19 protein-coding genes are annotated in these 22,686 nt (G+C 41.4%); 3 read left to right on the top strand and 16 right to left on the bottom strand.

Annotated elements, in window-relative coordinates; translation table 11 throughout:
- Positions 1-188: 188 nt before the first annotated feature.
- From E7B10_RS06255 to E7B10_RS06245, 3 genes are all read right to left on the bottom strand, one after another.
- On the bottom strand, positions 189-401 hold the full coding sequence (locus tag E7B10_RS06255; RefSeq protein WP_278461554.1) for a DUF362 domain-containing protein: 213 nt from the start codon (positions 399-401) through the stop codon (positions 189-191).
- Between the two features lie 49 nt (positions 402-450).
- Positions 451-1,608, bottom strand: a complete 1,158-nt coding sequence (locus E7B10_RS06250; RefSeq protein ID WP_287510521.1) for an HAD hydrolase family protein — start codon at positions 1,606-1,608, stop codon at positions 451-453.
- Between the two features lie 67 nt (positions 1,609-1,675).
- On the bottom strand, positions 1,676-2,857 hold the full coding sequence (locus E7B10_RS06245) for an amidohydrolase (protein ID WP_287510522.1): 1,182 nt from the start codon (positions 2,855-2,857) through the stop codon (positions 1,676-1,678).
- Between the two features lie 173 nt (positions 2,858-3,030).
- Between E7B10_RS06245 and E7B10_RS06240 the strand changes: the two genes are divergently transcribed.
- On the top strand, positions 3,031-3,813 hold the full coding sequence (locus E7B10_RS06240) for a basic amino acid ABC transporter substrate-binding protein (RefSeq protein ID WP_287510523.1): 783 nt from the start codon (positions 3,031-3,033) through the stop codon (positions 3,811-3,813).
- A gap of 317 nt (positions 3,814-4,130) precedes the next feature.
- The gene (locus tag E7B10_RS06235; RefSeq protein ID WP_287517347.1) at positions 4,131-6,503 is read left to right on the top strand and encodes a sel1 repeat family protein; all 2,373 of its coding nucleotides are present in this window, start codon (positions 4,131-4,133) and stop codon (positions 6,501-6,503) included.
- A 167-nt stretch (positions 6,504-6,670) separates the two neighbouring features.
- Here the strand turns inward: E7B10_RS06235 and ileS are convergent, their stop codons facing one another.
- The 5 genes from ileS to E7B10_RS06210 all read right to left on the bottom strand — a co-directional run bounded on the left by ileS (position 6,671) and on the right by E7B10_RS06210 (position 12,952).
- Entirely contained in the window at positions 6,671-9,508 is a 2,838-nt protein-coding gene (ileS, locus tag E7B10_RS06230; RefSeq protein ID WP_316055547.1) for an isoleucine--tRNA ligase, read from the bottom strand.
- 465 nt (positions 9,509-9,973) lie between these two features.
- Positions 9,974-10,498 carry a DUF805 domain-containing protein gene (locus E7B10_RS06225; protein WP_287513043.1) on the bottom strand — a complete coding sequence of 175 codons (525 nt, stop codon included), beginning with the start codon at positions 10,496-10,498 and terminating at the stop codon, positions 9,974-9,976.
- A gap of 139 nt (positions 10,499-10,637) precedes the next feature.
- The gene (locus E7B10_RS06220) at positions 10,638-11,273 is read right to left on the bottom strand and encodes a DUF805 domain-containing protein (RefSeq protein ID WP_004697807.1); all 636 of its coding nucleotides are present in this window, start codon (positions 11,271-11,273) and stop codon (positions 10,638-10,640) included.
- Positions 11,274-11,491: 218 nt separating this feature from the next.
- The gene (locus E7B10_RS06215; RefSeq protein WP_004697872.1) at positions 11,492-12,061 is read right to left on the bottom strand and encodes a DUF805 domain-containing protein; all 570 of its coding nucleotides are present in this window, start codon (positions 12,059-12,061) and stop codon (positions 11,492-11,494) included.
- A 3-nt stretch (positions 12,062-12,064) separates the two neighbouring features.
- Positions 12,065-12,952: a DUF805 domain-containing protein gene (locus E7B10_RS06210; protein WP_287517351.1), complete on the bottom strand. Its 888-nt coding sequence runs from the start codon at positions 12,950-12,952 to the stop codon at positions 12,065-12,067.
- A 163-nt stretch (positions 12,953-13,115) separates the two neighbouring features.
- Here E7B10_RS06210 and E7B10_RS06205 point away from each other — a divergent pair, with 163 nt between their 5' ends.
- Complete coding sequence (locus E7B10_RS06205) at positions 13,116-13,412, top strand: hypothetical protein (RefSeq protein WP_316055546.1); 297 nt, start codon at positions 13,116-13,118, stop codon at positions 13,410-13,412.
- A 141-nt stretch (positions 13,413-13,553) separates the two neighbouring features.
- Here E7B10_RS06205 and trpA read toward each other — a convergent pair whose 3' ends face one another.
- The 8 genes from trpA to E7B10_RS06165 all read right to left on the bottom strand — a co-directional run bounded on the left by trpA (position 13,554) and on the right by E7B10_RS06165 (position 22,554).
- On the bottom strand, positions 13,554-14,345 hold the full coding sequence (gene trpA / locus E7B10_RS06200) for a tryptophan synthase subunit alpha (protein ID WP_077707981.1): 792 nt from the start codon (positions 14,343-14,345) through the stop codon (positions 13,554-13,556).
- Positions 14,338-15,531 (bottom strand): tryptophan synthase subunit beta, encoded by a 1,194-nt coding sequence (trpB, locus tag E7B10_RS06195; protein WP_077707980.1) that lies wholly within the window; start codon positions 15,529-15,531, stop codon positions 14,338-14,340. Before trpB ends, trpA begins: the two co-directional genes overlap by 8 nt.
- A 42-nt stretch (positions 15,532-15,573) precedes the next feature.
- On the bottom strand, positions 15,574-17,145 hold the full coding sequence (gene trpC, locus E7B10_RS06190; protein ID WP_123138365.1) for an indole-3-glycerol phosphate synthase TrpC: 1,572 nt from the start codon (positions 17,143-17,145) through the stop codon (positions 15,574-15,576).
- 3 nt (positions 17,146-17,148) lie between these two features.
- On the bottom strand, positions 17,149-18,159 hold the full coding sequence (gene trpD / locus E7B10_RS06185) for an anthranilate phosphoribosyltransferase (RefSeq protein ID WP_287510527.1): 1,011 nt from the start codon (positions 18,157-18,159) through the stop codon (positions 17,149-17,151).
- 582 nt (positions 18,160-18,741) lie between these two features.
- Positions 18,742-19,308 carry an aminodeoxychorismate/anthranilate synthase component II gene (locus E7B10_RS06180; RefSeq protein ID WP_316055545.1) on the bottom strand — a complete coding sequence of 189 codons (567 nt, stop codon included), beginning with the start codon at positions 19,306-19,308 and terminating at the stop codon, positions 18,742-18,744.
- Positions 19,308-20,777: an anthranilate synthase component I family protein gene (locus E7B10_RS06175; protein WP_287507125.1), complete on the bottom strand. Its 1,470-nt coding sequence runs from the start codon at positions 20,775-20,777 to the stop codon at positions 19,308-19,310. The genes E7B10_RS06180 and E7B10_RS06175 overlap by 1 nt, the downstream gene beginning before the upstream one ends.
- Positions 20,778-21,175: 398 nt before the next feature.
- A complete protein-coding gene (locus tag E7B10_RS06170; RefSeq protein WP_287510528.1) occupies positions 21,176-22,105 on the bottom strand; it encodes a DUF805 domain-containing protein in 930 nt (309 codons plus the stop codon).
- Between the two features lie 65 nt (positions 22,106-22,170).
- Positions 22,171-22,554: a hypothetical protein gene (locus E7B10_RS06165; protein ID WP_024062140.1), complete on the bottom strand. Its 384-nt coding sequence runs from the start codon at positions 22,552-22,554 to the stop codon at positions 22,171-22,173.
- Between the last annotated feature and the right edge of the window lie 132 nt (positions 22,555-22,686).

Below are 22,686 nucleotides of genomic sequence, written 5' to 3'. Positions count from 1 at the left end.
CTCATTTAAAACGTTTTACGTTTATATTTCATTATAGCATAGGAACTTATACGCCTCTATATATTCCGAATAAAAGTTTCACAAAACTTTTAAACATTCAGATTTATCTTAATACTTTTATGTAGTGTAACAATTAATTTTTACTTCTAATTACTAATATATAAGCTCTAACATCTAATAGTCAGCATCTAATCTTCACTGTCTTTTTTCTTATCATTATTATGTTTTACCATTTTAACGGCCCCTACAGGACAGATGGAATAGCAGTCACCACAGCCAATACAGCCTTTCCCGATATTAAATCGAGTCTTACCTTCGGTGATGCATTGAACAGGACAGTCTTCAGCACAAGCGCCACATTTAACGCAAGTATCGTCGATATTAAACTTTAGATTTCCCATTATGCATCACCTCCTATGTACTGTTTATCTATGCCAAACTTAACATTATCTACTTTGACTTTTTCTTATTTAACTCATTATTATATGCAATAGCCGAGTAAATAGCTTTTGCCACGCCTTGGTGGTTATTATCTGTCGTTTCGTATCGTGCCGCTTCTTTAATATTCGGCTTGCTATTGCCCATGGCTACACCTGCACCCGCAAAGCGTAACATAGATAGATCATTTTCGCTATCCCCCAGTGTCATCACCTCATCGGGACTTAAGCCCCAATGTTTTGCCAAGGCTTCTACAGCAGTGCCCTTTGTGGTGTGGGGCAACACGAATTCTAGATTGCCTTCACTAGAGAGCAATACATCATAGAAACGTTCACGACCTGTGCCATCGTGGGACAGACCTTGGTATTCATCTCGTAAGTCTTGCAAGATACGCTGACGCATCGGCTCGTCACCGTAGAAGATTTGAATTTTCTCTGGACCTTCATTTAAGGCTTCCATATGAGCTAACAAATCACATACCATGGTCCGCGTAGCCAAGATAAATGGACGAATATTAGGTCTAAAGAAGAAATTGGATTGCTCAATTTCACATTCAGACATGTTCACTTTTGCTGCGTCATCACCTTCTGCCAAAGCATAGTGAGCATAAGTTGCTCCTGGCAGACGAGTGTCTCCTGTACCAGAAATCTGATTTTTAGTATTAGGCAGATGATTATCCATTATGCCATGCAAAGTCTTTTTATCTTCTCCATTACGTTCACTAGCACATACCCCTAAGCGTTCAGGTGTAATACATCTAGACGGAGGATACATGCCAAAGATTTGGTCTTTCACATAGGCCTCTACATAAACGCCATAGGTTAATAGTTTGTGTAACAAGTGTAGAGCTTGTTCTTTATCAAAATTTACGTGGAATAGACTTCGGTTTTCGTCCTTATCCATCACGTAAGCACCATTGGTGCACATGAAATAGCGCAAGCATGGTAATTTTTCGATGACATCATTCATCTCATTCCAAGCACGGCCAGATGCAATGGCTACCCGAATCCCACTTTCACGAGCTACACGAATCGCCTCAATGGCATCCTCAGGAATTGCCTTTGCATCGTTTACCAAGGTACCGTCTACATCGGATGCGATAAATCGAATCGGCTTATCCCCCGTGAGGCCTATATAATTTTTTATTTCTAATCTTTCAGTTAAGGACATATACACTCCTTTTAACTAATGAATCGTATGTTGATAATACAGTTACTCAGGTAGATACAAAAATGAGCTATTTAGTACTATTAAATTCAGCAACGATTTCTTCTAAGGTTGTTGGGTTTTCTACGAGTCGTAGTAAAGCGCCACCAATAATATTAGCACCATCAATGATGGTTTGTTCAATAGTAGGCTCTAACATGGCACAGGCAAATTCTTTAGAATGGCACACCTTTGGCTCGCCAGCGAGACGCAATTTAGGATGGAGTGCTGCACATTGATAGCTTACATTGCCAATATCTGAGCTACCTCCAAGCGCTGCTGGGCCAGGCTCAAAATCGAGGCCCATATCAGCCATTACCTCTTCGATAAGCGCTGTGCCACGATTGTTTTGGTTCATATCATCATAAGGGTTGCCATAAAACTCTACATCCACAGTTGTACCTGTACAAAGGGCAGCCCCTTCAAAGATTTTTTTGATTTGCTCAGATAAACAATTCAAGTACTCACGCTCCGTATGACGCACGGTAACCTCTAATTCACCGAAGGCAGGAATCACATTAGATGCGGTACCTCCCGCAATGATCCACGTGCCGATGCGCGTTTCAGGGCGCACTTGTTGGCGCATCATATCCATAGCATGGATAGCGAGTTGCACACCATTTACCGCATTGATGCCATTCCAAGGCTCTCCGGCTGCATGGGCTGGCTTACCATGATACTTAGCACGGAAACAATCGAGTGCCAAAAATTGTGAATTTGGCCGTGTTTCCTCGCCGTCGAGATGCACCATGATGGCAAAATCGTATTCTTTAAATACCCCTGCATTGCACATATCCACCTTACAGCCCATCGCTTCTTCGTCTGGTGTACCGATAATATCGATGTCCATGTTGAAAGCTACGCCTTCTTGTTGCATTTTATGTAGTGTCAATGCAGCTAGCACGCTCATAGAGCCGCTGGCGGAGTGACCGCATGCATGGCCTACCTCTGGCAGTGCATCGTATTCACAAAGTATGGCTAAACGACCTTTTGGGCTGTCTACTTTCACAGCAGACGACTTAAAGGCAGTCGGCAAATCACAGAATTCATAGATTACGTCCATGCCGTGTTTTTCAAGAACAGCACCTATAGTTTTGACGGACTCGAACTCCTGACTGGAAATCTCAGGATTCTTGGCTAATGTGTAATTAATGGCAAACGCATCAGGTGCGAAGCTTTTACAAAGATCAGCAAAAGTAGTTGTAAGGGACATATTGCCTCCATGTATATAACCACATTATTGTAAAGGATTATGATACTCTACAATAAAAAATAAAAAACTCGTTTACTCTTAATTATACAATGTTATTGCCTATTGGTGTAAAATTCCGTACAATATAAACAGAAATGTATAAACCATGTATATGGATGTTTGAGGAGGATACTATGTTTAAGTTCAAAAAATTGACAGCCATCGCCCTCGTAGCGGTAGCAGCAATGGGTTTATTGACTGGTTGTGGCAACGACAAACCTAAAATGACACAACAAGAAGGTGTATTGCGTGTAGGTTCTGAAACTACATTCCCACCATTCGAATTCACTGAAGGCGACAAATACGTTGGTTTCGACGTTGATTTGTCCGAAGCAATTTCCAAAAAAATCGGCCTAAAAATGGAATTCAAATCCATGGGCTTCGATGCTTTGATTCCAGCTGTTCAATCTGGCGATATCGACATGATTGCTGCAGGCATCAACGCTACTCCAGAACGTGAAAAAGTATTGGACTTCTCCGATGTGTACTTCGACCAAGGCGGCTTCATTACAGTTGTTCGTAAAGACAACACTACCATCCACAACATGGACGAACTAGCAGGCAAAACTGTAGGTGTTCAAATCGGCACAATCCCTGTTGAAATGGCTCAAAAAATCCCTGGTACAACAGTAAAACAAATCGATTCCAACGCTAATATCTTCATGGAATTGAAAGCCGGTACAATCGATGGTGCTATCATCGATAACGCAGTGGCTATGTACTACCTAAAACAAGGTGCTGATCAAGATCTTAAACTCGTAGGCGAACCTACTAAATCCCCAGGCACAGTTCTTGGCGTGAAAAAAGGCAACAAAGCTTTACAAGAAGCTGTTAATAAAGCTCTTAAAGAACTTAAAGAAGACGGTACTTACCAAAAAATCTACGACAAATGGTTTGGTAATTACAACCAAAAATAATATCTATCCTTATGCTTTAGGGTAAATACAATCCCCTCTGAAAGATTTCAGACATCACATAAAATGTGTGACAACAAATCTTTTTCAGAGGGGATTTTTTACGCTTAAATACAACACATACTGAAGCTTCCATATTAAATGGGATTAAATACAGGCATATTAGAAATAGGCTAGTAAATTGTGAGAATAGTTAAACGATATCAATATGCTATCAGATATCAATAGAAGACATACAGTTATACTAGCATTGCCTCTTTTACGGTACCTAGCGTTCGTTATATAATAAATATGTATTCTATCGTATAAAAGGAGGCCTAATGGCACAGTACTTTACGGAACGCCTGCAAAAGGTCTTCCACATGATTTTTACATTCTATAATCAAAAAATGGCTCAAGAAGGCTTACGTCAGTTAGAGCTCATCGTCAACAATCAGCAAGGTACAGTACAAACTGATCATCGCGCTTTGCGAAACGATATGACCACCCTTCTTGAAAGTGATATAGATACTAAAGAAGATGCTCTCAAAATAGCCAACGATCCAGAGGCTAGAGAGCTAGGTGATGCCTATGCACTCTTGGCGCGCGTCTATGCAGGGCCTCGCTTTACCTGGGAAGAGTCTAACTTCCCAGAGGACAATATGCGCACGTATCAGTGCTTACACGATAGCATTCGTCGTTGTAGCCCTATCGGTACATTACAAGCCTTGCGTATCAAAGGCTCCATCACGCCTACAGTGGAGAAGGATATGCAAATCTCCTTCGACGATGCATTTCGCATTGTCTATGATTATGCAAACCAAGGAGATGCCTATTGCCAATATGTTATAGGCAATGTCTTTTTCTGGCGTGATGACAATCGTATCAGCCCCGCTAAAACTATGCTAACACCACCGCCCATGAGCTGGACTAAGCGCATTCAAAGAAGCCTTACAGCAACCTCTGTGCAGGATCGTATCGCCGCTTTGCAAGGCACTGTGCCAGACGAAACATTGCAAGAAAATGCATTTAATCTTGCGAAAGAGTGGTTTAATAAGGCCCTCGACAATGGTCTTGCCATGTTCCAAGGGAACTTGCGCAATATCTATATCGACGAAGCCGACTTTGCCAATGCGCGCCGCGTCGCCAAGACTGCGGCCGAGCTTGGCAACCCTACCATGATGCTATATACAGGTTTAGACTGCCATGAAAACGGTAAATTCGAGGATGCTTTCACGTGGTTCACTAAAGGTGCCGCCTTAGGCCAATCTGAAAGTATCGCAGAATTAGCGGATTATTACTATCATTTCTATGATACCAAAAATCTACGTTGTACGATTCCCTACGATCCGGTAAAAGCCATAGGTCTCTACCGCCGTGCGGCAACAAAAGAGTTTAGTGATGCAGGCTACACCGCCTTACAGGCGGCCTTTGGGTATATCTTTCACATAGGCCACCTCCCTCTCGACTGGGGGCTCATTGCAGACTTAACGCATATGGCGGCTACAAAAGATCGTTTTATGTTCGCCTTGCCCTATATCGGTTATATGCGAATCCACGGTTTAGGGGTGACGAAAAACATTCGCTTCGGTGTACAATCGTTATTGCGTGTCTTAGATGAGGAACAACGCGCCTTCGAAGAGGAAAATCGCGTTCTTTTCTACGATATTACGCGCGCTTTAACACGTGTTGCCTTGGGCTATGCTTACGAAAAAGGCTATGTAACAGGCAAACCAGATTTAGATCAAGCCGTATCCTATTACGAGCAATCCCATCAATATATCTTGTCTCACAAAGCCAATTTGGATCCAGAGCTAAAGGATATTCCCATCGATGACGAAGCAGAAGAACGATTAACGGCCTTTGAAGAGGTTGATGGTCACTGGCATTACAAAGAAGGCGTTGCCGAATCCACTACTACGGTGCGCCCTGCACCTGCCACCTGGCCTCAAGATGCGGCCCGTTTATCTGTAACTATGGACGACTTCCTATGGGATACGACGTTATATGACTGGCAAACCATCGAAACAGCCTTAGACTCACAAGAAGAAATGAAGCTCAGCTTTTACAATCGTTTTCTATCCGTTCCAGATGTATTGCGCAATATCTTCAAGCTCGATGTAACGCGGATGCTACGAAATCATTATCAAGTAAGACTGCACGGTTATGATCCAACAGAAGGACAGGAAATCGTCTATAAGGACGTATTCAATAAAGAAAATACCTTAAGCCTATTAAAAGAGCTTTACCATAATCGTCAATTGCCTAGCCTCGAAGAGAACTGGTCCATCGAAAAGAATGAAGAAAAGCCGACCTGGCACTACGTGCTCGATGTTGATCAACAGCTATTCTTGCTAGAGGAATACGACGATGCGAACGCTATGATTCAGACTGCCTTGCAAGGGTTGAAAGAGAAAAAATACGAACAAATTAATATTCGCACCCATGACTTTGTGGGCCCATCCTATTTTATTTTTAAAGGCAATCAGTCGACCCCATTTAGAGTGCAGCTCTATCTGAAAGAATCCGCCCGTCACACCATCGATGAAGATGGGAACCAACAAGACACGCCTGGCAAGACCTACTTATTTGAACAATATGTGGGGAACGAAGTGTCCTTAAACTATTGGATTCAAAAAACGATCAATACCTTGGAAATCCCTGAACTAGATAATTGGAAACAATTAACAGTGCCAAAGGATTTACAAACATAAAAAGACCATCCCCAGTGAACTGCACCCCCAAATTTAGACATAATTTTGGGCGTTGCAGTTCAGCAAGATGGTCTTTTTTTTTAATCCCTAGAATCATAATAATAGAATTATTATGATTCTAGATTTTTTACTACAGCGTTTTTATTATAGTACTCTTTATAGCACTTTTATTGTAATGTTTTTACAACATCGGCACAGCGTGCGCAAAGTGTAGGGTGTTCACTATTTTGGCCTACTGTATCGCGGTGGATCCAGCAGCGTTCACATTTTTCGAGACCAGAGGCAACAACAACTGTGGAAATGCCGGTTTCTTCGTCTTTAACAGCTTCTGCTGGTGCAGCGCCATTCACGATGTGAGCTTCGGATACGATAACGAGTTTAGCCAAGCCTTCTTCACCAAGGGCGTTCAATGCATCGAATGCAGCACCTTCAGCATATACTGTAACGGATGCATCCAATGGATGACCGATTGTTTTGTCTTGACGAGCAAGTTCCAATGCTTTTTGTACGGATGTACGCAAGTCTAACAATTGATTCCATTTGTCAGCCAATTCTTGGTTGAAATGTTCTGGATGACCTTGTGGCCAATCTTGAAGCATAACGGATTCGCGCATGCCCTCTTCTTTAGGCATGTATTTCCAAACTTCTTCCGCTGTGAAAGAAAGTACTGGAGATACCATGGCTACCAATGTTTTCAAGATTTCGTACATCGCTGTTTGAGCAGAACGACGAGCTACATCGTTTTTGCTTTCAGCATACATTGTATCTTTCATTACATCAAGGTAGATGGAACTCAAGTCTACTGTGCAGAAGTTATGAATTGCATGGTACAACATGTGGAATTCATAGTTTTCGTACGCATCAGTAACCTTTTGACGTACTTCTTCTAAGCGCAATAATGCCCATTTATCGAATTCGGACATATCTGTGTAAGCCACTTTATCGGTATTCGGATTGAAGTCATCCAAGTTACCGAGCAAGAAACGGAATGTATTACGGATCTTACGGTATACTTCGGATAATTGTTTTACGATGTCTTTGGACAAGCGTACGTCTGCTTGGTAATCCGCGGAAGATACCCACAAACGCATTACATCGGCACCATATACGTCGATGATGTCGCTTGGAGCCACTGTATTACCTACAGATTTAGACATTTTGCGACCTTCGCCGTCCACAACGAAACCGTGAGTCAATACGGAATTGTACGGTGCTTTACCTGTTGTGGCTACTGCAGTCAACAAGGAAGAGTTAAACCAACCGCGATGTTGGTCAGAACCTTCAAGGTACATAGCACATGGTACGTCAAGATCATTAACTTCGAGCACGCCAGCCCAAGAGGAACCAGAGTCGAACCATACGTCCATGATGTCTGTTTCTTTTTTGAACTCATCATGACCGCAATGAGGGCATTTGAAACCTTCTGGCAACAATTCTTTTGCACTGTGAGCCCACCATGCATCGGAGCCTTCTACGGCTACTTTTTCTTGTAATGCTTTAATAGTATCATCGTTGATGATGTGCTCGCCGCAGCTTTCACAATAGTAAATAGGAATTGGAACGCCCCAAATACGTTGACGAGAAATTACCCAGTCACCACGGTCGCGCACCATGTTGAAGATGCGGTCATGGCCCCATTTAGGAACCCATTGCACTTGGTTGTCGATTGCATCAAGCGCTTGTTGACGGTACCCATCTACAGAGGAGAACCATTGTTCTGTAGCGCGGTAGATGACAGGATTTTTACAACGCCAGCAGTGAGCGTATTGGTGACGCAAACTAGATTTGTGAAGTAATGCATTGTTATGTGCCAAGATTTTGATTACAGGCACTTCTGCATCGTGAATTTCTACGCCAGCTAATGGGAATTCAGTATCGCCATAACGGTTGTCGTCTACTTGTTTAGTGTAGTTACCAGTTTCATTTACAAGGGATACGATAGGAAGTTCAGTTTTTCCTTCCTTGTTATAACGCATAACGATGTTAAAGTCGTCTTCACCGTGTGCAGGAGCTGTATGTACGCAACCAGTACCTGCTTCAAGTGTTACATGGTCACCGCATAATACAGTGGATGTACGTTCTACGAATGGATGTTTAAATTCAGCTAATTCTAAATCTGCCCCAGAGAAGCGGTTTACGATTTCGTAGTCTTCGATACCAATATCTTTCATAGCTGCGTCAACAAGTTCAGTAGCCATCAAGTAGTATTCATCGCCAGCTTTCACCCAGCCATATTCAAGCTCAGGGTTAACGGAAATAGCTACGTTGGCAGGCATTGTCCAAGGAGTAGTTGTCCAAATAACAGAGTATGCTTGTTTTGGATCTACGCCAGCTGGCAATGTAACCTTTTTCTCGGATACGTAAGGGAATTTTACGTAGATGGAGAAAGATTTTTTCTCAGCATATTCGATTTCTGCCTCTGCCAATGCAGTTTCGCAGTGCGTACACCAGTATACAGTTTTAAGACCTTTATAGATGTGACCGCGTTTTGCCATTTCGCCGAAGATGCCAAGTTGTTTAACTTCGAACTCAGGACGCAATGTCAAATACGGACGGTCCCATTCGCCTAATACACCAAAACGAATGAAATCTTGTTTTTGTGTTTCTACGCATTCTAATGCATATTCCTTACATTTATTGCGCAAGTCCAATGGCGCCATTTCATGACGGTTAAGACCAGTGTTTTTAATAACCGCATGCTCGATTGGCAAACCGTGCGTATCCCAACCAGGAATGTAGCGAGTATAATGACCAGTCATAGTCTTGTATTTCATGATGATGTCCTTCAACGTTTTGTTGAGGGCATGACCGATATGCAATTTACCGTTCGCATATGGAGGACCATCATGCAAAATGAATGGCTTTGCATCTTTACGCAATTCCAAACGTTTTTGATAAATCTTGTTATCTTCCCAGAATTTTAAGATTTCTGGTTCACGCTTAGGCAAATTGCCGCGCATTGGGAATTCTGTTTCAGGCAAATGTAACGTCTTACCGTAATCCATGCTGTGCTCCTTTTACATAAAAAAATCGCCCGCCCCCGAAGGGACGGACGTCATATCCGTGGTACCACCCTACTGACTCTCGTTACTTGTGAAAGCTAGCGCCACCGCATTTCTGCGATTGTCACACCATGCTAGCACATGATTGTAACACATAAGACGCAACTCATCTCTCATATTGTGAAAGCCACTTAAACATATAACGGTGTTCACCGGCGGCGTTGCCGCTTGCTCCAAAGTGATCCGCAAATCTCTAGATTTCCAAACCTTTCAGCCCATGAGTTTGGTCTCTACAAAATCCGTCTGAGACATGCCGTCTTTTTCAACGCAATATTCATATAATAGATAATTATAGGACTCAAACGGGGAAATTGTCAAATATTTCATTTCTAAATTTAACAGAACCTACATCCCCTATTAAGCAAAAGAAAAAGCCTACTTACGTAGGCTTTATTGTATATACAATTATTAGATGGCACTCATGAGAATTAATTCAAGAATAATAATTGCAATGCACACGTACATGAATTTACGATCCATGTCGTCAGTTGGAGTTTCTTTAAGACCAGTGCGAGCAGCTTCTTCAGCAGTAATTACTTCATAGCTCATTGGAGATCCATATTGGTTATCACCTTCATCACCCTTTTGAGCGAGTAGATAAATAACATAGATAATACCAAATGGAATCAAGCTAATCAAAAGCATCCAACCACTTTTACCAATGTCATGTAAACGACGTGCAACAAGACCAATGGAAGGCAATAGAATTGCAAGATTATATACTATGGAAATAAGACCTACAACACTTGCTAGCGCAGTATCCATTACAAGAGCACTCAATACATTGAAGATACCAGCAATAACAATTGTGATACCATAGAAACGCCAATATTCACTGCGGCTTGCACGACCTTTGAAATTAGCATAATTACCCATAATCGTATGTTTAAAATTATCTACATACGAAAGATTTTTGATAGACAAATCAGTCATAATCTTCTCTCCTCTAGAAATAACAAATAAATTCTTCTTGAAAATATTATATCATTACTGTTGACGATTTTGAAAATGAATGTCTATATGTTTTGGGAATAACTTATGCTTTATATTTCATTATAGGATACATCATAAACTACATCGCACTGGTCATAAGTAGTTTATCTACCAAGAACCAGAGTACAAAGATAGCGCAGAATAGTCCTGCAGTTAGTCCCATAGATGGCGTAGTATCAATAAGACCTAATTCACGGGCCATTTGTTTTGTTACAACTACTTGACCGTTAGGGGGACCAAAGCGATTTGGTTGGCTTTCACCAGGCAGAGCCATAAGGATCAACAGGATAATGGTCCCTATTACAGGGATGAATCCAATAAATACGAGTCCCCCTGAGCGGCCTTGATCGTGTAGACGTCGCACTGAAACAGCCACGCCAGGAATAACCATAATCACGGACAAAAGGACAAGGATGACCAAACCAAAACCTACGCCTACTACGCTAGATAGTGGGCTAATATAGCTCAAAAAAGCACAAGTAAATAGAATGGCCACAAACAACAATTGATAGACTAACAAGAAATGCCAATATTCACTACGACTTGCACGACCATCAAAATCAGCATATTTATAAACCAAACATTGTTTAAAATTTTCAATCAAGCCTAGATTGTATTTATCTAACGAGATTTGTGGTCTACTAACATGCCCACACTCTGGGCAGTAACAATCTGTTTTCAACACTGCATGTCCACAATAGGGACAAGATTTCATAATAAACTCCTTCTAGCTACAAACAGAAATCAGCAAAGATTACGATGTCCTGCTGTACTTAACACATATAACAACTAAGATATTCTTTATTTATTAATATCTAAGTTTTTAAATTCATCTGAAATTCATTTTACTATAAAGTGTTATATTGTCTATAAAGGAGATGTTAAACTTTTATAAAATAAAATAATGAGATTGTTAATAAATACAGGTGATTATTACATGTATCCATTCCCATTAATTCCATACCATAATATCTCTCTAATGATATCAGCAATAATAATAGATTGGATAATAAAGATGGCAATCCCCATCGCCCAATCTTGACGACGGGATGGAGTTTCTTCTAGTCCTGTAGCCTTGCTAACCTCAGGAGTAATAGGTGTATAGCCGGTTCTTTCACCATAGGAATTCTCTCTTTCATCGCCACGACGCAATTCGTAAACGAGGAATATAAAGAAGCCTATAACAGGAATAAATGAGATTAGCTGCGTCCAACCACTCCGGCCAATATCATGCATACGCCGCGCTGTGATAGCTATATTGGGAATTATAAAGAAAAGAGATACCCCTACAGCAACATTATCAATAAGTGTTTCATAATTAGGAAAGCCCAAGGTACTACAAAGTAAAGCTAAAATCCCAAGTAATCCTTGTATCAGTGTAACACCTGCCACGAATCGCCAATATTCACTACGGCTAACACGGCCGTTAAAATTAGCATAATTTCTAATGCCTAATTTGAAGGCATCAGTATAGTTCAAATCATATATATTTATGGTTGACATAACCTAATCCTCCTCCGCGGCTTCAATAGCAACAATGCCCCAGCCTTTGCCTTCATTATGCAAACGAACTAATAGAGGCTCTAGATTATCTTCAAAGGTAACGGTAAAGCCCATATAGTTTACAACAATATCATCATCTTGGTCTTGAGAAACATAGTTAAGCTGTATCGCTTTCACCTTAGGAACCTCGTCCTTAGTCATGGCTTGCTCCCATAGTTCAAAGGTACCATATCGCTCCATAGCACGAGCGCTCAAATAACGATATGCACCACGATAATCCTTTTTATTGAGGGCTTCATAATAATTACTTACCACAGTACGCCCCTCTGTTGTAGCCGTTTCACTTTGTAAAAGACGATTTGCTTGTTTCGTTAACGAACTAGGTTCCAAATTGCCATAAGCAGTCTCTTCTACCATAAAATTATGATTAATCATTGTACTACCTGCACTAGTGGCTAGGCATCCTAATACTAATATGGCCACAATAAAGAGGCCCGATACGGAACGTTTTTCCTCTGATTCATTAGATATAGGCGATGTGCGCTTACAGAATAGATACAATAATGCAAGCCAGCCTAAAAAAGGAACCAATAGTAAAATCATCAACATTGGATCATTATTAGAGTCTCGTAGCCGTCTTGCCATTAGCATAATCTTCGGCAAGCATAACAGGATGGACAATACAACTAATACGCCGCCACCGATAGAGACAGCATAAAGAAATCCGTACGGTATGTAGGTTGCAAGACCTGTAATACATATAATTAAGCCATATACAAAGGATATAGCACTTATGGTAAGCCAAAAATCGGCTGTATTTGTACGTCCTTTACTGTTTGCATAGTTTTCCACTAGCTCACGATAGAGGATTTCGTATACTCTCTGTTTCATAAAACTCCTACCATAATCTTAGATAATAAATATATATAGATATTCCTATTATACTATGATTTATCAACTTAGTTGATTCATTTTTTGTTCATGAAATATGCCTATACTACAGATATATTTCTTACAACTAAAATTCGTACAATCAATTATACAGGAGATAATTATGAAAGCTAAATTAATGAAAGCAGTAGCTTTAGCTAGCTTAGGTGCCTTCTTAACAGTTGGTATTGGTGCCAATGTAGCCCAAGCCAAAGATTACCACTTCAAAATCGGTGAAAATCATCGCATGGTAAAAAATGATGATGGCACAGTAGATAGCAGCGCTCATCCATGGTACAAAGTAAATGATAAAAAGAAAAAGCACAGAAAGCATAGAATATCTGAACGTGAAAAGCATGATAAAAATGTAACAGCAAAACGCAGTGAACAACATCAACGTTCTGAATCCTCTAATGACTAAGCCTTGCGCATAATACATATTACTAGCCCTATAAACACAAAACTAAATTAACCAACCAATGAAAAGGACGTTATACATTGTATAACGTCCTTTTGTGTTATCCCCTATATAAATTTTCCCAAGCCTATATGAGTTATTATATTATGCGCCAGCCTTTAGAACAGCTTGTTTCATGGATTGTACGTAATCAAACAACGCTTGGTCCGCATGTTCGCCATGTTCTGCTACGATTTTAACGATAGCAGAACCTACGATGGCTCCATCGGATACGCGCGCCATAGCTTCTGCTTGTTCTGGCTTAGAAATACCGAAACCAACAGCTACAGGAATATCCGTATATTTGCGAATCGTTTCAACAATGGATTTAATATCCGTCTTGATTTCACTGCGCATGCCTGTAACGCCAAGGGAAGATACACAGTATACAAAGCCTTCTGCATCTTTAGCAATCATTTCGATGCGATTTTCAGATGTTGGTGCAATTAAGGATACCACTTCAACACCATGCTTATGAGCCACACTAGCGAGCTCGCCTTTTTCTTCAAATGGCATATCTGGCACGATAACACCAGAGATTCCTACCTCTTCACAGAGGGTAAAGAATTTTTCACGACCGAATACGTAAATAGGATTCAAATAGGTCATGAACACGAGTGGCACTGTTACTGCCTCTTCACCTGTACGCAAACGACGCACCATATCGAAGATATCGTTGATTTTTACACCTGTAGAAAGCGCACGCGTGCTTGCCTCTTGAATAACTGGGCCTTCCGCTGTTGGGTCAGAGAAGGGAATACCAATTTCTACCATGTCCGCACCGGCTTTCACCATAATACGAATATAACGTTCTGTATTCTCAATACCGTGGTCACCAGCGCTAATGAACGGGATGAATGCCTTGCCCTTTGTGAAAGCGTCTTTAATTTTACTCATGAAGATCCACCCCTCTGTATTTCGCCATAGCCGCCACGTCTTTGTCGCCACGACCGGATAAACAAATAATAATGATGTCGTCCTTGCTCATAGTAGGAGCAATTTTACGTGCATGTGCCACCGCATGAGCACTTTCAATGGCTGGAATAATACCTTCCAAGCGAGATAAGTATTCAAAGGCATCGACTGCTTCGTCATCTGTAACAGGCACGTATTCAGCACGACCGCTATCGTGCAAGTACGCATGTTCAGGGCCGATACCAGGGTAATCGAGGCCTGCAGAGATAGAGTATACTGGAGCGATTTGTCCATCTTCGTCTTGGCAGAAGTACGATTTCATGCCGTGGAAAATACCAACGGAACCCTTTGCGATTGTCGCCGCATGTTCTTCTGTATCGATGCCACGACCTGCCGCTTCACAACCGATGAGACGAACACTTTCATCTGGAATGAAGTGATAGAACATGCCCATCGCATTAGAGCCGCCACCTACACAAGCCATAACAGCTGTTGGTAATTTTCCTTCTGCTTCGAGGATTTGCTCACGCGCTTCACGGCTGATAATGGATTGGAAATCGCGTACAATCATAGGGAATGGATGAGCACCCATAACGGATCCCAGTACGTAATGCGTATCGGACATGCGGTTTGTCCATTCGCGCAACGCTTCGGAAACCGCATCTTTCAATGTACTAGTACCTGTTGTTACAGGATGTACCTTAGCTCCTAGCAATTCCATACGATATACGTTAAGTGCTTGACGTTCACAGTCCTCTGCACCCATGTATACTTCGCATTCCATGCCCATCAACGCAGCGATAGTAGCCGTTGCCACACCGTGTTGACCTGCGCCGGTTTCAGCAATAACACGAGTTTTGCCCATCCGTTTTGCCAATAACATTTGGCCGATTACGTTATTCAACTTGTGAGAACCAGTATGATTTAAGTCCTCACGTTTTAAATAGATTTTGGCACCTCCAAGGTCCTTTGTCATGCGATCTGCATAGTATAAAAGGGATGGACGACCTGTATATTTTTTATGTAAATCCTCAAGTTCGTGTACGAAATCAGGATCATCTTTGTACTTGTTGTACGCCTCTTCTAATTCGATGACTGCATTCATCAATGTTTCTGGCATAAATTGGCCACCAAAGGAGCCAAAATAGCCATGTCTTTGTTCACTCATATAACTTACCTTTCTATATACCATTCCTACTAGCACGCCATATTATGGCATTGCTATTGTTCTCACAATGTTGGTGAAAGCTTTAATTTTCTCATCGTCCTTCACACCATCTGTTTCGATGCCGCTGCTAATATCGATGCCATAAGGGCGAACCGTGCGAATAGCGTGCGCCACATTGGTGCTATCGATACCACCAGCGAGCATGAACGGACGTTCAAACTCATCTAAGCAAGACCAGTCGAACACTTCGCCCGTACCGCCCCGCTCATCTTTATGGTATGCATCAAACAGCAACATATCGGCACTGCTATCGATCCACGCCTCAGCATCTGTAGAGCTACGGATTTGAACAGCCTTCCACACCTCTACATCTGTTTTCTCTTTGAGAGCCTTGATGAAAGCCTCATCTTCGTCGCCGTGCAGTTGCACCGCATCAAGATTGGCGTCTGTAGCAATCGTAACGAGATTTTCTAGCGTTTCATTGACGAAAACGCCGACAGTTTTAATAGCTTCTTGATGTATAAGCGTCGGACTTGCATTTTCTGTACTAGTCAGTATCCCTTCATGCGCATCACCAGTTGCTGTTCCTTCTTGCACAGCACCAATTACTGCTCCATCTTGTACTACATCATTACTGCATTGTACTTCGTCTCGACTATATAGATTTCCATATTGCTTATGTAGTTCTTCAACCAATGTTTTAGCTTGGTCTACAGTGACTTGTCGTTTACTTGATGCAAATACAAGGCCCATGTAGTCTGGTTTTGCTTCTACTACAGCAGGGATTGTTTCCACTTTGGAGATACCGCACATCTTAACCTTTGGTGTGTAGTAGGTTGGACCATAGAGATATGCTAATTTCTCCACCTTGTTAGGAGAACGCATAAAGGTTTCACCCATCAAGGCTACGCCGATATTGTTATCCCGCAACACTTGAATATCCTCTGGTGTTTCAAGGCCGCTTTCAGATACGAAGATCACATCGTCTTGAACGAGATTCCGCAAGCGTACACTGTTTTGTACATCTACAGTAAAGTCTTTCAAATTGCGGTTGTTAACGCCGATAATACGCGCACCGCAATCGATGGCCATTTGTACTTCGTGCTCATCATGAGCCTCTACCAAAGAGGACAATCCAAGCGAATCAGCTAGCTCACGGAACTTTGTTAATGTTGGCACATCGAGGCATGCACAGATTAATAAGATGGCACTAGCGCCCCAAACCTTCGCTTGGTAGATTTGGTATTCATCGATGATAAAGTCCTTGCGAAGCACGGGAATTTTTACGGTGCTTGCAATCTCTTGCAAATATTTTTTATCGCCTTTAAAGAAGTCTGGCTCCGTCAATACAGAGATAGCCGCTGCACCAGCAACCTCATATTCTTTAGCGATGTCTAAATATGGGAAGTCCTCAGCAATGATTCCCTTAGATGGAGATGCCTTCTTTACTTCGCAAATAAAGTTGAAGTCTTGCTGACGAAGGGCTGCTTCAAAAGGAAATCCTGTATCAGATGGTAACGCTAAAGCCGCTGCTTTCACAGCCTCAGGAGACTCCACCTGTTTTTCTTGGGCTACCCGAATTTTGGTAGCCTCTATAATCTTATCTAAAATCAATGGTCATACCTCTTGGGTTGCTTTCACAAACTGTTCCATTGTCGCAAGCGCCTTACCAGAATCGATTATATGTTTCGCCTCTTCGATGCCCTCTGCCAATGTAATGCCGTCTTTTGCTAGGTAAATCGCCATGCCCGCGTTAAGAACAACCGCAGTGCGTTTACCGCCTTGCTCACCACCGAGAACGCGGCGAGTAATCTCAGCGTTCACCGTAGCATCGCCACCTTCAAGCTCAGTTTTATCAGCGTATTCGAAACCATATTCCTTAGGATCGAATTCGTAGCTTGTGAAAGTACCATTATTAATTTCGCATACGTACGTTTTATTGGTAGCCGTAATCTCATCAAGGCCGTCAAAGCCGTGTACCACAGCACCGCGTTTAACGCCAAGATTAGCCAATACGCGAGCCAACGGTTCTACTAAGGATTTGTCGTAAACACCCATCAACTCAACCGTAGCACCGGCTGGATTTGCCAAAGGTCCAAGGATGTTAAACACAGTACGCACGCCCAATGCCTTACGTACAGGGCCTGCATATTTCATAGCTTGATGATATACAGGCGCAAACATGAAGCACATATTGGCTTTGTTAAGCACTGCCTCGTTTTGTTCACCATTAAGCTCTAATTTAGCGCCCAACGCTTCGATCAAGTCTGCAGCACCACATTTACTAGATACACTGCGGTTACCATGCTTTGCTACAGGAATGCCTGCTGCAGAAATAATGAACCCAGACGTAGTGGAAATGTTGAACGTATTAGCCTCGTCACCACCAGTACCTACAATTTCCACAACAGTGCCGTTATGAGGCACGGAGCCAGCCTTCTCGCGCATAACCTCAGCGAACGCCGTAACCTCATCTACAGTAGGGCCCTTTGCTGCCAATGCGCATAAGAAACCAGCCATAGGAACCTCGGCTACCTCACCGCTCATAATTTTATTCATTGTATCTTTAGCAAGGTCGTAAGATAAATCCTGACCATGCGTTACTGCATATAATGCGTCTTTAATCATTTATATCTCCTTACTTGTTGTTCATTTTACTTCGGTTCAACGATAATAGGGCATATACCAGCGTTAATGCTACATGTGATTCACGTGGACCTATGCCCTCCACTGGCCGGGTCTGACTGCGGCCTGTGGCCTTCGCAGGGCCAAAGTCGGGCCTAGAACCCCGTGAACTCACATAAACACTAGGACATTTAATCTTTTATATGCCCTACTCACCGTCCCAATCGCAATAAAATGAACAACAATTCAATATCTCTCAAATGATCCTGCGCATTATATAAAGTAACGCACAGGTCATTTCTTTATAAGGTGGTGGGAATGGTGGTGCTTTGCACCACCTTTTCCTATATTAGGAGTTCTGATTCGCAGATTTCTTAAAAAAAATATAACTACAGTTCACAATATGTATTGTAGAGGGGCTATTAAGTAGGTACTACCAAAGTTGAGTTGGCAGGAAATAAGGTCTTAAGGAGCGACTTGGCGGCCCCACGTAGTGGGGTGGGTGGCCATCGGAGTTCCGAGAGACCTTATTTCTGCCTTACCGTACTAGTAACTAATAATAGCTCCTCGAATACAAAACAGTGGTTATTTTTCTAAGAAATTGCGAATCATTTGTTCCCCGTTCGGTGTCATGATGGATTCCGGATGGAATTGCACTCCATATATCGGGTAGTCTTTGTGTTCTACGCTCATTACTTCGCCGTCGTCTGTAATGGATGTGACGATGAGTTCGCTTGGCATGGTTTCGTCGATAATCGCCAAGGAGTGGTATCGAGCGACTTCAAATTGTTCAGGCAAGCCCTTGAGGATTTTGGATGGGTGTACTTGTTTGGCTACGCTTTGTTTGCCGTGCATTACTTGTTTAGCGTAAGAAACGGTGCCGCCGAATACTTCGCCGATGGCTTGGTGTCCGAGGCATACGCCGAGGATTGGGAATTCCCCTTTGCATTCACGCAATAGCTCTTCGTATACACCCACATCAGCTGGTCTGCCAGGTCCTGGTGAAAGTATCACATAGTCTGGTTTCAAAGCACGGATTTCTTCAACTGTTAATTCATCGCTGCGGATGACTTTAATATCTGGATCGATAGAGCCTACTAATTGATATAGATTAAAGGAAAAGCTATCGTAATTATCTATAAGGAGTACCATTATTCTACCTCCTGTGCATCTGTAATTGCGGAAATCATGGATTGGCCTTTGATCAAGGTTTCATTAAACTCGCTTTCAGGAACGCTATCTCGAACGATGCCTGCGCCAGCGCGAACATAAACCTTACCGCCTTTATTCATAGCCATGCGGATGCCGATACATACGTCCATGTTACCAGAGAAGTCGATGTAACCTACGGCACCTCCGTATACACCGCGCGGACTTTTTTCAAGTTCGTGTAAAATTTCTATAGCACGAATCTTAGGCGCCCCAGACAAGGTGCCTGCTGGCAGTGTAGCACCGATTGCATCGAGTGCATCTTTGCCGTCTTGCATGTCACCGCTTACAGTAGATGTAATGTGAATTACATGGGAGAAACGTTGCAACATATGTAACGCCTCTACTTTTACGGAACCAAATTTAGAAATTTTACCTAAATCGTTACGACCAAGGTCAACAAGCATATTATGTTCAGCCAATTCTTTTTCGTCATTGATAAGTTTTTCTTCAATCGCAAGGTCCTCTGCTTCATTTTTGCCACGGCGCATAGTGCCTGCAATTGGGAAGGTGTACATTTTGCCGTCTGTCAGTTTCACCAATGTCTCTGGAGATGCCCCTGTGAGCTCTACATCGCCACCAGATAGGTAGAACATATATGGAGATGGATTCAAAGTACGCAATACGCGGTATGCATTTAACAAGCTGCCTTCGAATTCAGCTTCGCGTCGGTTAGATACAACACATTGGAAGATATCCCCTTCCTTGATATAGTGCTGCGTCTTTTTAACAACTGCTTCAAACTCATCCTTTGTAAACTCAGAGGTAAACTCTGTTTTAAGGATGCCTTTTGGCACATCCGCCTCTTTGCCGTTTACAACGAGATCAGCAAGAGTTTTCAATTCAAGCTCAGCCTTGTTGTAGTTGCGTTCTAAATCATTTGTGCTGATGTTAGCGATTAAGTAAATTTTATTTTTATAGTGATCAAAAGCGATAACCTTATCAAAGAGCATAAGGTCTACATCGTTTACCATCGCAGAGTCATCATCTGGCGTTGGGAAATCCAATGTTGGCTCGATGTAACGAATATATTCACATGCGAAGTACCCTACAAAGCCACCTGTAAAAGTTGGTAACTCTTCTAAGCGAGGGCTTTTATATTGGCTCAAAATATTACGAATCTCTGCGGCTGGATCAGAGCACTCAAAGGTACGTGTAGTACCGTCTTTGATGGTCATTTTATGATTTTTACAGAATAGCTCAATCTTAGGATCGTAGCCCAAGAAGGAATAACGGCCCCAATGATTACTATTATCCGCACTTTCAAGCAAGTACGTATGACTGCTCACTTGTTTTAACGCTTTCAACACGCTAATCGGTGTGCGTACGTCGGATAAAATTTCCATATATACAGGCACGATATCGTAGCCCGGTGCGATAGCTTTCACACGGTCAAGACTAGGGAAAATCATGAGAACCTCCATCTGGCATTTGCCAATAAAAAAACTCGCCCATGACAATATAACGTCAAGGACGAGTTTATAGTTCTATTATTACAATATGATTGTATGTGCTATAAATCGCGGTACCACCTTGTTTGAATGCAGTGCATTCCCCTTTCGCAGGATACTAACATATCCCTCACGACTAACGCTCGTGTGACGTCGCACCATACTAGGAATGAAAGTTCATTCTGTTCCATGCGCCCTCGGTGGTCCATTTAATAAGCTGCGTACTACGGGTTCTCAGCTAATCCCGCTCTCTGTGAGTGCATTTCCTATTTTTATCTCCACCTCATCGGTTTCTTTAGGCGAGTATAAAATTATAATCTGATTATAATGTTTCTATAGAATGAAAGTCAAGGAAAATCTTAACTTTCAATACGCCAAGATTTTTTAAACAAAAGATAATAACTAACAAAAATATTAATATACGGAACAAAAAGTCCAATAATCCACAACCCGCTTAATAGAGAATCATGAAGTCTACGTATGCCTAATGTAATCATTGCTAAAGCTGGCCATATCAGGATATACATAAAGCCCCACTGTGGTATATAAAGAGGTATACCAACCTGAACAATTAACGATACTACGGATATAGCCATATACATAATGACATCCATGAAAAGACGAGATCCTACAAGACCAACCCAAAAAGCTGATACGGAAGCTCTTCCTTTAATATCGAATGGCTTAGCAAATAAAACATCCCATATACAACCACACACATAGTCGAATGTACCAATATCTTTATCTTCACTAACGGTGGAGCTTCTATCGTAGGCAATAATATAGTTATTATAGCTATCCCGCCCTTCATCTAAGCCATACTTATTAAAATCAGGCACACTAAGAGGCAACGCAAAACAAGCCAAGATAAAATACTGCCAGAAAAATCCTTCCCAATAAAAGCCTGCATTGATAAAGGTTTCAGATATAGATTCCCAACTGAAACTCATCCCCCAATACACCCACAAACTTAGGTATGCTATGGGTACTAAGATCATATACCACAAGGATGAACCACAGTCATTTAGTCTACGTTTGAGGATAAAAATAGTTGCAATTACATGTATAATCTGTAGACATCCAAAATAAATATAAGACAAATACTGACTATCTTGCAGTGAACGACCTTGAATAAGCACTACCAATAAACCAAATATAAGATAGGATAAAAATTTACTAACCATTAAGCCAAGCACACCCCACAAATATGCTAGTCTGCCTATCCTTTGATTCACTCTCAACATTTCTATATTTTGTTTAAATAGTGAAATTTCATTATGTAACCACATTAAAATAAAGCTCTCTTCTCTCTCATACCGAAGGATATCTACAAATTAAAGCTATGTAAACATAATCAATACAAAAACATATAGATAAATAATAGTAACATGAAGCTCAAAAATACTATCACAATAAGACTATTCTTATAATCTTTAGATACTTTTTTTTGAGCAATCTGTAGTATTCGACTTACAATAAAAGAAATGCCAGCAATTATCATAAATCTAAGCGAAATTTCCGTTAAACCTTCAATACAATAATAAGTAAATGCAACAATAATCAATAAAGAACTACATATACAGACCCATTTATATAAATTAGGGAATAACATATATTTTCTCCTAGCTGCTTCCTGCTCAGAAAGTTGTTTCCCCATAACATACTTATAATACCCTCTACAATTAAGAATCAACATAACTAAGGCTGCAATCATCATATCAAAATTTATATTTCTCATATTCATCCCTTTTATTGTTATATCACACCCAGTTTTCTATCTATTCTAATATAAATAATTAAAATTGAATATATTATTCCTCAAGCAATCGATAATTTATATTGTTTTCCTCTAAACACTAATAGTATACTG

Source organism: Veillonella sp. (assembly GCF_032470285.1).
In the GTDB taxonomy this organism is placed as follows: Bacteria; Bacillota; Negativicutes; order Veillonellales; family Veillonellaceae; genus Veillonella.
The sequence above is the reverse complement of the archived record's forward strand: the minus strand, read 5'-3'. Positions and strand labels throughout refer to the sequence as shown.